The sequence below is a fragment of the Micromonospora sp. LOL_025 genome, assembly GCF_048060285.1.
GTDB lineage: Bacteria > Actinomycetota > Actinomycetes > Mycobacteriales > Micromonosporaceae > Micromonospora.
On the sequence record NZ_JBHMIR010000002.1, the window covers coordinates 259,890 to 273,264 of the forward strand.

Consider the following 13,375-nt stretch of genomic DNA (forward strand, 5'->3'; position numbering starts at 1 on the left):
GGCGGCATGGCCCGGGCCCAGTTCAGCGCAGAGACCAGCGGCGGCGGGGAGTTCGTCCGCCAGCCCAACCGGTTCACCGGTCGGGTCACCCCGGACTCCGACTCGTCGCCCGGTGGCGGGCCGGACGCGCAGGGCCGGTGGCCGCTGGAGCCGGGCCGCTACCGGCTGATCTGGTGCCGGGCCTGCCCGTGGGCGCACCGGGCCCGGATCGTACGCGGCCTGCTCGGCCTGGAGGACGCGATCTCCCTCGGCACGGTCGACCCGATCCGCGACGAGCGGGGCTGGCGGTTCGCCCTCGATCCCGACGGCTTCGACCCGGTGCTCGGCATCGGCTTCCTCTCCGAGGCGTACCTGGCCACCGATCCCGACTACACCGGGCGGGTCACCGTGCCGGCGCTGGTCGACACGCGCACCGGCCGGGTGGTCACGAACGACTATCCGCAGCTGACCCTGGATCTGTCCACCCAGTGGCGCAGCCTGCACAAGCCCGGGGCGCCCGACCTCTACCCGGAGACGCTGCGGCCGGAGCTGGACGCCCTGATGGCGGAGATCCACCGGGACGTCAACAACGGGGTCTACCGGTGCGGCTTCGCCACCTCGCAGGCCGCGTACGACGAGGCGTTCACGGCGCTGTTCGCCCGGCTCGACGCGCTGTCGGAACGGCTGGCGGGCCGGCGCTACCTGATGGGCGACGCGATCACCGAGGCCGACGTGCGGCTGTTCACCACCCTGGTCCGCTTCGACGTGGCGTACCACGGGCACTTCAAGTGCAACCGGCAGAAGCTCACCGAGCTGCCGGTGCTCTGGGCGTACGCGCGGGACCTGTTCCAGACCCCGGGCTTCGGCGAGACGGTCGACTTCGACCACATCAAGCGGCACTACTACGGCACCCACGCGGCGATCAACCCGACGGGGATCGTCCCGCTGGGCCCCGACACCTCCGGCTGGACCACCCCGCACGGGCGTGGCTGAGCCGCGCCGGGCCGGCCCGCGCACCGCACCGCCCCGGGCCGCCGCCGCGTCGGCCTCCGCCGCCTGCGTCGTCGGGGGCGCGCTCGCGGTGACCGTCGCCGTGGTCGCCGGTCCCGGGCCGGGCCTGACGGGGTACGTCAGCGAGGCGGGCGTCACCGACAGCGCGTACGCACCGGCGTACCGGATCGGGGTCTTCGCCCTGGCGATCGGGTTGCTGCTGCTCGCGGCGGCGCTGCCCCCGGTGTTGCGGGCGGCGGCCGCGCTGCTCGCGGCCGGGAGCGTCTTCGCGCTGGTCTCCGGGGCGGTGACGTGCAGCGCCGGGTGCCCGCTGCCGCCGTTCGAGCGGGCCACCGCGGCGGACCTGGTGCACGGCGCGGCGAGCATCCTCGCGGTGGCCGCGGTGGTCCTCGCGATGCTGGCGGTCACGCTCACCCGGGCCGCGCCGTCGGCGCTGCGCCGGCTGGCCGCGGTGGCCGCGGCGGTGGCCCTGCCGCTGGCGGGCGCGACGGCCGTGGCCCTGGTCTTCGTGGGGCGCGGCGGCCTGATCGCGGTCCTGGAGCGGCTGCTGCTGCTGGTGGCCGTCCTGTGGGGTACGACCTCCGCGACCGCCGTCGCCCTCCGGCGGTGAGGGCAACGTGTGCCGCCTGGGATGGGGGAACGGTCCTTTCTTGCACCTGCTGTAAGGAGCGTCACCGCGGAGACTCCTTCCGCAGTATCGACGGCCGGCGTTATCCTCGGCGGGCGATGACCAACGTCTGGCACCTGACCGTGCGCCTGTATGTCGACCTCCGACTGCAGGCCAGCGGCGTCTGTCCGGCGCAGCCGCTCTCCTGACGCTGCCCGTTCCGACCTCCAGACCCTGGGACTCACCCTGATGGCTTCCGCCCTGCGCAAGATCCCCTTCTCCGTGCAGATCCTGCTCGGCCTCGTCCTCGGCGTGGCGCTCGGCTTCCTCGCCCGCGCCAACGACCTCAGCTGGCTCACCAGCACCCTCGACACCGTCGGCGGCCTCTTCGTCCAGCTGCTCAAGCTGGCCGTTCCGCCGCTGGTCTTCACCGCCATCGTGGTCAGCGTGGTCAGCCTGCGCGGGGTGGCCAACGCCGCCCGGCTGGCCCTGAAGACCCTGCTCTGGTTCGGCGTCACCGCGCTGATCGCGGTGGGCGTCGGCATCGGGCTCGGTGTGCTGACCGACCCGGGCCGCGGCGTCACCCTCGACACCGCCGGCGCCACCGCGCCCACGAGGACCGGCTCGTGGACCGACTTCCTCACCGGCATCGTGCCGACCAACCCGGTCGGCGCGTTCGTCGACGGCAACGTGCTCCAGATCGTCTTCCTGGCCCTCGTCGTCGGCGCGGCGGCGCTGCTGGTCGGCGAGCCCGCGGAGCCGTTCGTGGCGATCAACCGCGCCCTGCTGGAGATCGTTCAGAAGGCGCTGTGGTGGGTCATCCGCCTCGCCCCGATCGGCACCCTCGGCCTGATCGGCAACGCCGTCGCCTCGTACGGCTGGGACCTGGTGGCCCCGCTCGCCAAGTTCACCACCGCCGTCTACGTCGGCTGCGCGATCGTGCTGTTCGTGGTCTACCCGCTGCTGCTGGTGGGCGCCGGCCGGCTCAACCCGCTGCGCTTCTTCGCCGGCGCCTGGCCCGCGATCGAGCTGGCCTTCGTCTCCCGCTCCTCGGTGGGCACGATGCCGGTGACCCAGCGCTCGGTCGAGCGCCTCGGCGTCCCCCGCGAGTACGCCTCCTTCGCGGTGCCGTTCGGCGCCACCACGAAGATGGACGGCTGCGCGGCGGTCTACCCGGCGCTGGCCGCGATCTTCGTCGCCCAGGTCTTCGGAATGGACCTCGGGATCACCGACTACCTGCTGATCGCCTTCGTCTCGGTGGTCGGTTCGGCGGCCACCGCCGGCCTGACCGGCGCGATCGTGATGCTCACCCTGACGCTCAGCACGCTGGGCCTGCCGCTGGCCGGCGCCGGCCTGCTGCTGGCGATCGACCCGATCCTGGACATGATCCGCACCGCCACCAACGTCGCCGGCCAGGCGCTGGTGCCGACGATCGTCGCCGCCCGCGAGGGCACCCTGGACCGGGCCGCGTACGACTCGGCGGGCCGGCGGTCGCCGCTCGCCCCGGCGGACGCCGACGCCGACGGCCCGCGCCGCTCGGAGGAGCTGAGCCCCGTCCCGGCCTGAGCCGCCGGAACGCCCGCGGGCGCCCGGGGCGGGCCTGAACCGCTCCGGCGCTCGCGGCGGGCCTGAGCCGCCCGCGGCCGAGCCGCCCGGCGCGACCCCGACGAGTCGGGAGGCCCCGCCCCGGGGTCCCCGCCCGCGTCCGAGAGGATGACCGCATGAGTGTCCTGTTCACCCCGCTCACCCTGCGCAGCGTGACCCTACCCAACCGGATCGCCCTGGCGCCGATGTGCCAGTACGCCGCCGGACCGGACGGCCTGCCCACCGACTGGCACCTGGTGCACCTGGGCGCCCGGGCGGTCGGCGGCGCGGGCCTGGTGATGACCGAGGCCACCGCCGTACTGCCCGAGGGGCGGATCAGCCCGCAGGACACCGGGCTCTGGTCCGGGGCGCACGTCGACGCATGGCGGCCGGTTACCGCGTTCGTCGCCGCGCACGGCGCGGTGCCGGTCGTGCAGCTCGCGCACGCCGGGTTCAAGGCGTCGACGTACCGGCCGTGGGCGCCCCGGCGGGGCGGGGTACCCGACGCCGAGGGCGGCTGGACGCCGGTCGGTCCGGGGTCCGCGCCGTTCGTGCCCGACTACCGGGTGCCGACCGCGCTGGACGAGACGGGCATCGCCGGCGTCGTCGAGGCGTTCGCAGCGGCGGCCGGCCGGGCGGTCGACGCCGGGTTCGCGGGCGTGGAGATCCACGCCGCGCACGGCTACCTGCTGCACGAGTTCCTCTCGCCGCTGACGAACCACCGCGACGACGGCTGGGGCGGGGACCGCTCCGGCCGGATGCGGCTCACGCTGGAGGTGGCGCGGGCGGTGCGCGCTGCGGTCGGCGAGGACGTACCCGTGCTGACCCGCATCTCGGCCACCGACTGGGAGCCGACGGGCTGGACGGCCGAGGACAGCGTGGTGCTCGCCGGCGAGCTGGCCGCCGCCGGGGTGGACCTGGTCGACTGCTCCTCGGGCGGCGCGTCGGCCACCGCGACCATTCCGGTCGGCCCGGGCTACCAGGTGCCGCTGGCCGCCCGGGTGCGCCGGGAGTCGGGGGTGGCCACCGGCGCCGTCGGCCTGATCGTCGAGCCGGAGCAGGCCGAGGAGATCGTCGCGACCGGCGACGCCGACCTGGTCCTACTCGGACGGGAACTCCTGCGGGACCCGTACTGGCCGCACCGGGCCGCCGCCAAGCTCGGCGCCACCCCCACCTGGCCCGACCAGTACGCCCGCGCCACCTGACCCCCACCCTCCTTCCCCCGCCCCCGTCGATCATGAGGTTGGCGGCGATGTCGATCTCCATCCGTGCCGCCAACCTCATGATCGACGCGGGCGGGGGTGGGGCGGGGGTGGAGGTGGGGCGGGCATGGGGGTGGGGGTGGGTCAGCCGGCCAGATGGGACCAGTGGGGTTCCAGGTCGCGCCAGGGGCCCTGGGCGGCGACCGTGCCCGAGCGGAGGACCACGACGTGGTCGGCCCGGACCAGGGCGGCGCGCTTCGAGGTCGAACCCACCACGGTCACGCCGTGCTCGCGTAGCGCCTGCCACAACGCCAGCTCGGTGGTGACGTCCAGCGCCGAGGACACGTCGTCGGCCACCAGCAGCTCGGTACGCGGGGCGAGCGCCCGGGCCAGTGCGAGGCGCTGCAACTGCCCGCCCGAGAGCCGGGTGCCCTTGTGCCCGATCAACAGCCCGAGCCCGCCCCCGGCCGCGGCCAGGTCGTGGTCGAGCTGGGCGGTCGACACCGCCGCCGCGGCGTCCACCTGGTGGCCGAGGGTGATGTTGTCCGCGACCGTGCCGGAGAGCACCCGGGGCAGCTGGCCGACGTAGCCCACCTGGTGGGGACGCAGGAACAGTTCCGGCTCGGTGACCGGATCGCCGTTCCAGGTCAGTCGGCCGGTGTGCGGCGCGATGCCGGCCAGCGCCCGCAGCAGCGACGACTTGCCCGCGCCGACCGGGCCGACGACCAGCACCAACTGGCCGCGTTCCACCGTCAGGTCGACGTCGCGTACGGCCACCGTCCCGTCGGTGTGCCGGACGCCGAAGCCGGTCAGCTCCAGCCGGCGCAGCGGGTGCCGGGGCGGCACGACGGGCGCCGGGGCGGTCCCCGCGCCCAGGTCCACCTCCGGCACCGCCGCCGAGTACGCCTCCACGCCGGTCATCGCCACCGTCCGCCGGGTCCACACCCGGGCCGACGGGATCTGCGAGATCAGCGAGGCCGTCGTCCAGGCGAACCAGCGGGCGGCGGCCAGGGTGGCGACCGCCACCAGCGTGGCGCCGGCCGACAGCTGCCCGGCCAGGAACAGCGCCCAGGCACCGATCGGCAACAGGCCGCTGACCAGCGACGGGGTCGACCGGGACCAGACCTGCACCGAGATCTCCCGGCGTTGCCGGTCGCTGCGGACCACGTCGAGGTCGGCCAGGTGGGCCAGCACCGGGCGGGTGGCCCCGGCGAGTTTGACCGTACGGGCGGCCGACAGCGAGGAGACCAGCGCGGTGGCGAACGCGGCCCGGGCCGCGACGGTGGCCCGGGCGGAGCGCTCCAGATTGGGGCCGAAGAGCGTCGCGGCCAGCCCGGAGACCAGCATCGTGCCCGCGAAGAAGAGCCCCGGCACCACGCTCCCGGTGACGGCGGTCATGGTGACCAGGAGCAGGAGCGAGATCCCCTGGTCCATCACGTTGTCGGCGAGCTGCACCACCCGCTCGGTGTCGCCGCCCTGGGCCACCACCTCGGCCGGGGTGTGTCCGCTGACCCGGCGGGGCCCGGTCTGGCCGTGCACCAGGCGCAGGCTGATCCGCAGCATCTGCCGGACCCACCACTGCGGGAACCGCAGGCCGTTGACGTACGGCACCGGCAGGGTCACCAGCAGGCCGAGGACGATCCCCAGCGCCGGCTTCCACGGGTCGCCGGTGCCGTCGACCAGGTCGGCCCAGAGCCAGGGCAGCACCGGTCCCTCCAGCCCGAGGAGCACGAGCAGCAGGAACAGCGAGAGCGAGGCGAGTCCGTACCGCGCGTCGTTGACGCAGAGCCGCAGGATCTCCCGCAGCCCCCGTACCCCCCGCAGGGACGGCTCCCCGGCCTTGCGGGACGTGCCCGTCCCGTCCTCGGCCGACCCGACCGGCGGCGCGGCCGAGGACTCCGTCGGGGTCGCGGCGGACGACCCGTCCGGGGGCGCGCCGGCCAGGAGCGTGACCGGCGGGACGAGCGGCGGCACGGCCGGGGGCGCGGCCGGCGGGAGGGCCTCGTCCGGGCCCGCGGGCGGCCACGGGTCCGACGGGCCGGTCAGCAGGTCCACCCCGCCCGAGCGGCCCGGCGCCGCGTGGGCGTACGCGGTGGCGTGGCTGGTGGCGAGCAGCTCGGCGAAGCGTACCGAGGAGTGCAGCGGCCCGGCCTCGACCACCGCGCCGTCGGCCATCACCACCACCTCGTCGCAGCGGCGCACGGAGGAGAGGCGGTGCGCGATGACGATGCCGATCCGGTCGCGCAGCAACCGCTCGGTGGCCTGCTGCACCCGCGCCTCGGTCACCGGGTCGAGGCGGGCGGTGGCCTCGTCGAGGATCACCACGTGCGGGTCGCGCACCAGGATCCGGGCGAAGGCGACCAACTGCTCCTGGCCCGCCGAGAGCACGTGCCCGCCGTCGCCCAGCCGGGTGTCCAGGCCGGCGGGCAGCTCGGCGATCCAGCCGTCCAGCCCCAGCTCGCGCAGCGCCCGGGCGGCGGCGTCGAGCAGGTCCGGATCGAACAGCGCGACGTTCTCGGCGAGGGTCCCGGCGAGGATCTCGGTGCGCTGCGGCACCACGGCGATCCACCGGCGCAGCGCCTCGACGTCGAGGCCGCACACGTCGTCGCCGGCCAGGAAGACCGTCCCGGGCGGCACGTCGACGGCCCGGGTGAGCACCTTGGCCAGGGTCGACTTGCCGGAGCCGGTCCGGCCGACCAGGGCGTACGAGCGGCCCCGCGTGAAGGTCAGGTCGACGCCGCGCAGCGCGGGTCCGCGCCCGTCGTCGGCACCCGCGTAGCGGAAGGTGAGGCCCCGCACCACCAGATCCCCCTCGGCCGGGGCGGCCCCGCCCTCGGGTTCCTGCGGGGAGTTCGCCAGCAGCTGCACCCGTCCCCACGCCCCGAGGGCGTACTGGAGTTCGGGGACCATCCGGCTGACGTGCTCGACGGTCATGCCGAATCCGACGGCGAGCAGCCAGATCGCGGTGAGGCGGGCGCCGTCGACCCGGCCGGTGACCAGCGCCCACGCACCGCCGAGCACCACAGCCGCGATCCCGGCCCGGATCACGCCGGCGGCCACGGTGGTGACCTGGGCCGACATCCGCCACACCCGCACCCCGCGACTGAGCACCTCGGCGGCCCGCCGGGCGTAGAGGCGCAGCACGTACGGCCGGGCGAGGCTGGTACGCACGTCGTCCTGGCCGTGGATGGCCTCCTCCATCACGGCGGCGAGGTCCGACCAGGCCTCCTCCTCGGCCATCCGGGCCGGACCGATCCGCGCGGTGGGCTTGCGCAGGCCGACAGCCAGCAGCACGGTGAGCAGCAGCATCCCGACGCCGGCCGGCCACCACACCGCGAGGGCGACGGCGGTCGACAGCACGCCCGCGGCCAGCCCCTGCGCGATCCGTACGCCCTGGTTGCGCACCGCGGCGGCGACCTGGTAGACGTCGCCGTCGATGCGGTCGAGCAGCTCGCCGACCGGGGTGGTCTCCAGGGTCGGCAGGTCCTGCCCGAGCGCGACCCGGCACAGCCGGCGCCGCACGTCGGCGGACCAGTCGGCGGTCAGCCCGGCCATCAGCAGGCTCACCGCGAGGTCGGTGAGGACGGCGGCGACCAGCGCCACGGCGAGCAGCGCGAAGAACCCGGCGGCGCGGTGCACCAGGACGGGGCCGGCCAGCGCGGCGGCGGCGGCCTGGCCGCCGGCACCGAGCACGATCAGGCAGGTCACGAGCGTCATTCGGCGGGGCGAGGTGGCCCACATGTCCCGGAGCAGACGCATGACGAAGTCCCTTCGGGCAAGCGGGCGGAGCATCCAGCCTGGTCGGTGGAGCCGGCCGGTTCAACGCATTTACCCGCCGTTCACCTGCCCGGAGGCCGACGGCGTGGGCCGCGCCGACAGGGGGCCGCGCCGACAGAGGGCCGTCCCACGCGGACGCCGCGCGGGACGGCTCAGAAGAGCACGGTGGCGAGCGTGCCGACCGGGCGGAACCCGCAGCGCTCGTAGACCCGGCGGGCCGGCAGGTTGAAGTCGTTGACGTAGAGGCTGACGGTCGGGGCGACCCGCAGCAGCGCGTCACGCACCACCGCCGCCATCGCCGCCGACGCGATGCCCCGGCCCCGCCAGTCGGGCGCCACCCAGACGCCCTGCACCTGGGCGGTCCGGCGGGTCACCACCGCCAGCTCGGCCTTGAACACCACCTGGCCGTCGACGAACCGGGCGTACGCCCGCCCGGTCCGGACCAGGTCGGTGACCCGCCGCCGGTAGCCGCGCCCGCCGTCGTCGGCGAGCGGCGAGACGCCCACCTCCTCGGTGTACATCGCCACCGCCGCCGGAAAGAGCCGGTCGACCTCGCTGGCGCGCACCCGCCGCACCTCCGGGTCCGCCCGCAGCGCCGGCAGCGCGTCGGTCGCCAGCAACGGCTGGTTGGGGCGTACGTCCCGGGCCGGCCCCCAGACGGCGGAGAGGCGGTCCCAGAGCCCGAGCACCGCGTCGGCCCGGCCCACGATCGACGAGCAGAGCCGCTCCTCGCCGGCGAGCAGGTCGGCGTAGGCGGCGACGGCCGGCTCGGTGGCGAGCACGGGGGTGAGGTTGCCGCCGAGCCAGCAGATCGACTCCAGGTTGCGGCGGCTGCCGTAGCCCAGCACCCGCCCCTCCGCACGCCACCAGGCCAGGCCGCGCGCGGTGATCCGCTCGGCGACCTGCGCGCCCGCGAACGGGTCGAGGTCGAGCAGCCGCTCGACCGCGCGGCGCTCCGACTCCCCCAGTTGCCGTACCGGCACCGTCAGCACGGATACCAGCCTGCCAGATCCGCCCGGTGCCGCGCGGGCCGAGTGACGAGTGGGACCGACGCCGTGACCGCCCGGCCGACGGCGCGACGGGTCAGTGCACGGTGACGGTGGCACCGGGCAGCAGGCTGCGCAGCTCCTCGGGCAGCTCCGCGCCCATCTCGTCGGCGATGCGCAGCGCCTCCTCGATCAGGGTCTCCACGATCTGCGCCTCGGGCACGGTCTTGACCACCTTGCCCTTGACGAAGATCTGGCCCTTGCCGTTGCCGGAGGCCACCCCGAGGTCGGCCTCGCGGGCCTCGCCCGGGCCGTTCACGACGCAGCCCATCACCGCGACCCGCAGCGGCACCGGCAGCCCCTCCAGGCCGGCGGTGACCTCCTCGGCCAGCTTGTAGACGTCGACCTGGGCGCGACCGCAGGACGGGCAGGAGACGATCTCCAGGCCCCGCTCGCGCAGCCCGAGCGACTCCAGGATCTGGTTGCCGACCTTGATCTCCTCCACCGGCGGCGCCGACAGCGAGACCCGGATCGTGTCGCCGATCCCCTCGGCCAGCAGCGCGCCGAAGGCGACCGCCGACTTGATGGTGCCCTGGAAGGCCGGGCCGGCCTCGGTGACGCCCAGGTGCAGCGGGTAGTCGCACTTCTCGGCGAGCTGGCGGTACGCCCGGATCATCACCACCGGGTCGTTGTGCTTGACCGAGATCTTGATGTCGCGGAAGCCGTGCTCCTCGAACAGCGAGCACTCCCACAGCGCCGACTCGACCAGCGCCTCGGCGGTGGCCTTGCCATACTTGGCGAGCAGCCGCTTGTCCAGCGAGCCGGCGTTGACGCCGATCCGGATCGGCACGCCCGCGTCGCCGGCCGCCTTGGCGATCTCCTTGACCTTGTCGTCGAACTGGCGGATGTTGCCCGGGTTCACCCGGACGGCCGCGCAGCCGGCGTCGATCGCGGCGAAGACGTACTTCGGCTGGAAGTGGATGTCGGCGATCACCGGGATCTGCGACTTCCTCGCGATCGCCGGCAGCGCCTCCACGTCGTCCTGGCTGGGCACGGCGACCCGGACGATCTGGCAGCCGGACGCGGTCAGCTCGGCGATCTGCTGGAGCGTGGCGTTGACGTCGGAGGTGAGGGTGGTGGTCATCGACTGCACCGACACCGGCGCGCCCCCGCCGACCGGCACCGGACCGACCATGATCTGGCGGCTGACCCGGCGCGGGGCGAGCGGCGGGGGCGGCACGGAGGGGATACCGAGACTGACAGCGGTCACTTCAGGCACTCACCTTGAGAAGAGCGTGATCGGATTGACGACGTCCGCGGTGATGGTCAGCAGCGTGAACACGCCACCGATCAGGATCACCGCGTACGTGACGGGCATGAGCTTGAGGTAGTCGACGCGCCCGGGGTCGGCGCGGCCGATCCGGGCGTAGAGCCAGGAGCGGGCCCGCTCGAACCAGGCGATGGCGATGTGCCCGCCGTCGAGCGGCAGCAGCGGCAGCAGGTTGAACACGCCGATGAAGAAGTTCAGCGAGACGAAGAGCATGAAGAACAGCAGCCAGGCGTTGTTCTCCACCGCCTCGCCGCCGAGCCGGCTGGCGCCGACCACGCTGATCGGGGTGTCGATGTCCCGCTCGCCGCCGGTGATCGCCGTCCAGAGGGCCGGGACCTTCTGCGGGATGCGCTTCATCGCCTCGAAGGTGTTGACGGCCATCTCGCCGGTGAAGTCGGCGGTCGCGCCGAACGCGCCGACCGGCCCGTACGTGATCCGGGTCGGGGTGCTGGGCACGAGGCCGACGCCGAGCGCGGCGACTGCGGTGACCTGGCCCTTCGGGTCGTCGAGCGGGGGCCGCTGGGTCTGCGCGAGCACCGTGCTGGCCGTGGCCGGCTGGCCGTCGCGGACGTACGCGATCTGCGCCGTGTCGCCCGGCTTGAGGCTGCGCAGGGTGGTGAGCAGCTGCCCGTAGTCGTTGATCGGGGTGCCGTTGATGGCGGTGATCCGGTCACCGTCGCGCAGCTGCGCCTGGGCGGCCGGGCTGGCCGGGTCGGCGGTGGTGCACTCGCGCAGCGTGTTCTCCGGGACCACGCACTTCGACAGCGCGATGACCGCCGGCTCCTTGCGGATCTCGGCCTCGGTGCTCGGGAACTCCGGGTTGGGCAGGCCGGCGGAGACCGCGATGATCCAGAGGGCGATCAGGGCGAGGGCGAAGTGGGTGATCGAGCCGGCGGACATCACGATCGTCCGCTTCCACACCGGGAACCGCCACATCGCGCGCGGCTCGTCGGCCGGGTCGACGTCGTCGTCCTGGGGGGTCATCCCGACGATCTTGCAGAAGCCGCCGAGCGGGATGCCCTTGATGCCGTACTCCGTCTCGCCCCGCTTGAAGGACCAGAGCGTGGGGCCGAAGCCGACGAAGTAGCGGGTGACCTTCATGCCGAAGGCCTTGGCGGTGAGCATGTGCCCCGCCTCGTGCAGGCTCACCGAGATGAGGATCGCGAGGGCGAAGAGCACCACCCCGAGCAGGTACGCCATCAAGCTCCTTCCACCGAACCCGCGATGATGATCTCCTGCGCGTGCGCGCGCGCCCACGACTCCGCGGCGAGCACGTCCTCGACGGTACCCGGTTCGTCGAAATCGGGAGCGTCCTCCAGCACCCGCCGGAGGGTGTCGACGATGCCGAGGAAGGGCAGCCGCCCGGCCACGAAGGCGGCCACGCACTCCTCGTTCGCCGCGTTGTAGATCGCCGGCCGGCAGCGGCCGGCCTCGCCTGCGGCCTTCGCCAGCGCGACCGCCGGGAACGCCTCGTCGTCCAGCGGCGCGAACTCCCAGGTGTGGGCCTTCGTCCAGTCGACGGCGGCGGCGGCGTCGGCGACCCGGTCGGGCCAGCCGAGGCCGAGCGCGATCGGCAGCCGCATGTCCGGCGGGCTGGCCTGGGCGAGGGTGGACCCGTCCACGAACTCGACCATCGAGTGGATCACCGACTGCGGGTGCACCATCACGGCGATGTCGGCGTACGGCACGTCGAAGAGCTCGTGCGCCTCGATCACCTCCAGCGCCTTGTTGACCATCGTGGCGGAGTTGATCGTGACGACCGGCCCCATGTTCCAGGTCGGGTGGGCGAGCGCCTGATCGGGCGTGACCTGCGTCAACTCGTCGCGCCGCCTGCCCCGGAACGGGCCGCCGCTGGCGGTGACGACCAGCCGCCGCACCTCGCCCCGGGTGCCGCCGCGCAGGCACTGGGCCAGCGCCGAGTGCTCCGAGTCGACGGGGACGATCTGCTCCGGCCGCGTCACGGCGGCCTTCACCAGCGAGCCGCCGGCGACGAGGGACTCCTTGTTGGCCAGCGCGAGCGTACGCCCGGCGCGCAGCGCGGCCAGCGTCGGCGCGAGCCCGAGCGAGCCGACCACCCCGTTGAGCACGACGTCGCAGGGCCACTGCGCCAGCTCGGTCATCGCGTCCGGGCCGGCCACGATCTTGGGAAGCTTGAAGTCCCCGCTGCTCCAGCCGCGCCGGCTCGCCTCGGCATAGAACGCGAGCTGAAGGTCCTGCGCGGCGGACGCCTTCGCCACGCCGACCGCGTCGACGCGCAGTTCGAGGGCCTGGGCGGCGAGCAGCTCGACGTTGCCGCCACCGGCGCCGAGCGCGACCACCCGGAACCGGTCCGGGTTACGCCGCACGATGTCGATGGCCTGTGTGCCGACCGAACCGGTGGAGCCGAGCAGGACGAGTTCCCGGAGCGAAGTCACCGGGCCATTCTTCCCCACCACCGCTGTGCCCCCGCTGGGAGCCTCAGCCTTCCGCCTCGGCCTGCTCTTCCGATGCCTCCGCGCTTTCCTCCGGCGCCGCCTCGTCGAGGAGGTCCGCCGGGGTGGGCGTTGCCGTCGCGGTGGGCGCTGACGACGCGCTTCTTGGACTACCGCACATTGCCTTCTGCGCGACGGATGCGCCGCGAAAGCACACGCCCCTTGGCGTCGTCCGTACCAGCCCGCATCCCATGATCGGTCGACGCTCACCCGGGCGGGACGCGGCCCGGAGCCCGGCGGAACGTCACCCGATCTTCAGCACCGCCGGAGGGTGCCGCCGACCGGCGCTCCTTGATGGCACCGCTGCCACCACAGCCCCGCCCGCACCTGGGCAGAGGCGGACAGCAGCGCCGCCGTCGGCACTCCGGACGCGACCGGGGACGGGATGCCGATCCCTGGGCGCGCTTCAGACTCTGCCCCCGCGAAGG

At 74.2% G+C, this 13,375-nt stretch carries 9 protein-coding genes; 4 read left to right on the plus strand and 5 right to left on the minus strand.

Annotated elements, in window-relative coordinates; translation table 11 throughout:
- Positions 1 to 6 precede the first annotated feature (6 nt).
- The 4 genes from ACFHW0_RS03905 (at position 7) to ACFHW0_RS03920 (ending at position 4,386) form a co-directional block, all read left to right on the plus strand.
- The gene (locus ACFHW0_RS03905; RefSeq protein WP_416605505.1) at positions 7 to 972 is read left to right on the plus strand and encodes a glutathione S-transferase family protein; all 966 of its coding nucleotides are present in this window, start codon (positions 7 to 9) and stop codon (positions 970 to 972) included.
- Positions 965 to 1,600: a DUF998 domain-containing protein gene (locus tag ACFHW0_RS03910; protein ID WP_416605507.1), complete on the plus strand. Its 636-nt coding sequence runs from the start codon at positions 965 to 967 to the stop codon at positions 1,598 to 1,600. Before ACFHW0_RS03905 ends, ACFHW0_RS03910 begins: the two co-directional genes overlap by 8 nt.
- Positions 1,601 to 1,858: 258 nt before the next feature.
- Positions 1,859 to 3,163 (plus strand): dicarboxylate/amino acid:cation symporter, encoded by a 1,305-nt coding sequence (locus ACFHW0_RS03915; RefSeq protein ID WP_416605737.1) that lies wholly within the window; start codon positions 1,859 to 1,861, stop codon positions 3,161 to 3,163.
- A gap of 155 nt (positions 3,164 to 3,318) precedes the next feature.
- Positions 3,319 to 4,386 (plus strand): NADH:flavin oxidoreductase/NADH oxidase, encoded by a 1,068-nt coding sequence (locus ACFHW0_RS03920; RefSeq protein WP_416605508.1) that lies wholly within the window; start codon positions 3,319 to 3,321, stop codon positions 4,384 to 4,386.
- A 141-nt stretch (positions 4,387 to 4,527) separates the two neighbouring features.
- Here ACFHW0_RS03920 and ACFHW0_RS03925 read toward each other — a convergent pair whose 3' ends face one another.
- The 5 genes from ACFHW0_RS03925 to dxr all read right to left on the minus strand — a co-directional run bounded on the left by ACFHW0_RS03925 (position 4,528) and on the right by dxr (position 12,890).
- Positions 4,528 to 8,142 (minus strand): ATP-binding cassette domain-containing protein, encoded by a 3,615-nt coding sequence (locus tag ACFHW0_RS03925; protein ID WP_416605509.1) that lies wholly within the window; start codon positions 8,140 to 8,142, stop codon positions 4,528 to 4,530.
- A 170-nt stretch (positions 8,143 to 8,312) separates the two neighbouring features.
- Entirely contained in the window at positions 8,313 to 9,152 is an 840-nt protein-coding gene (locus ACFHW0_RS03930; RefSeq protein WP_121396071.1) for a DUF4081 domain-containing GNAT family N-acetyltransferase, read from the minus strand.
- 91 nt (positions 9,153 to 9,243) lie between these two features.
- The gene (ispG, locus tag ACFHW0_RS03935; protein WP_366638410.1) at positions 9,244 to 10,416 is read right to left on the minus strand and encodes a flavodoxin-dependent (E)-4-hydroxy-3-methylbut-2-enyl-diphosphate synthase; all 1,173 of its coding nucleotides are present in this window, start codon (positions 10,414 to 10,416) and stop codon (positions 9,244 to 9,246) included.
- 9 nt (positions 10,417 to 10,425) lie between these two features.
- Positions 10,426 to 11,676, minus strand: coding sequence for a M50 family metallopeptidase (locus ACFHW0_RS03940; RefSeq protein ID WP_416605511.1), 1,251 nt, complete (start codon positions 11,674 to 11,676; stop codon positions 10,426 to 10,428).
- Complete coding sequence (dxr, locus tag ACFHW0_RS03945) at positions 11,676 to 12,890, minus strand: 1-deoxy-D-xylulose-5-phosphate reductoisomerase (protein WP_416605512.1); 1,215 nt, start codon at positions 12,888 to 12,890, stop codon at positions 11,676 to 11,678. Before dxr ends, ACFHW0_RS03940 begins: the two co-directional genes overlap by 1 nt.
- Positions 12,891 to 13,375 lie beyond the last annotated feature (485 nt).

Bases quoted from the DNA above. Each gene is read 5' to 3' on its own strand.
- ACFHW0_RS03905 (WP_416605505.1), top strand. From the start codon at position 7: ATGGCCCGGGCCCAGTTCAGCGCAGAGACCAGCGGCGGCGGGGAGTTC.
- ACFHW0_RS03920 (WP_416605508.1), top strand. From the start codon at position 3,319: ATGAGTGTCCTGTTCACCCCGCTCACCCTGCGCAGCGTGACCCTACCC.
- ACFHW0_RS03925 (WP_416605509.1), bottom strand. From the start codon at position 8,142: ATGCGTCTGCTCCGGGACATGTGGGCCACCTCGCCCCGCCGAATGACG.
- ACFHW0_RS03940 (WP_416605511.1), bottom strand. From the start codon at position 11,676: ATGGCGTACCTGCTCGGGGTGGTGCTCTTCGCCCTCGCGATCCTCATC.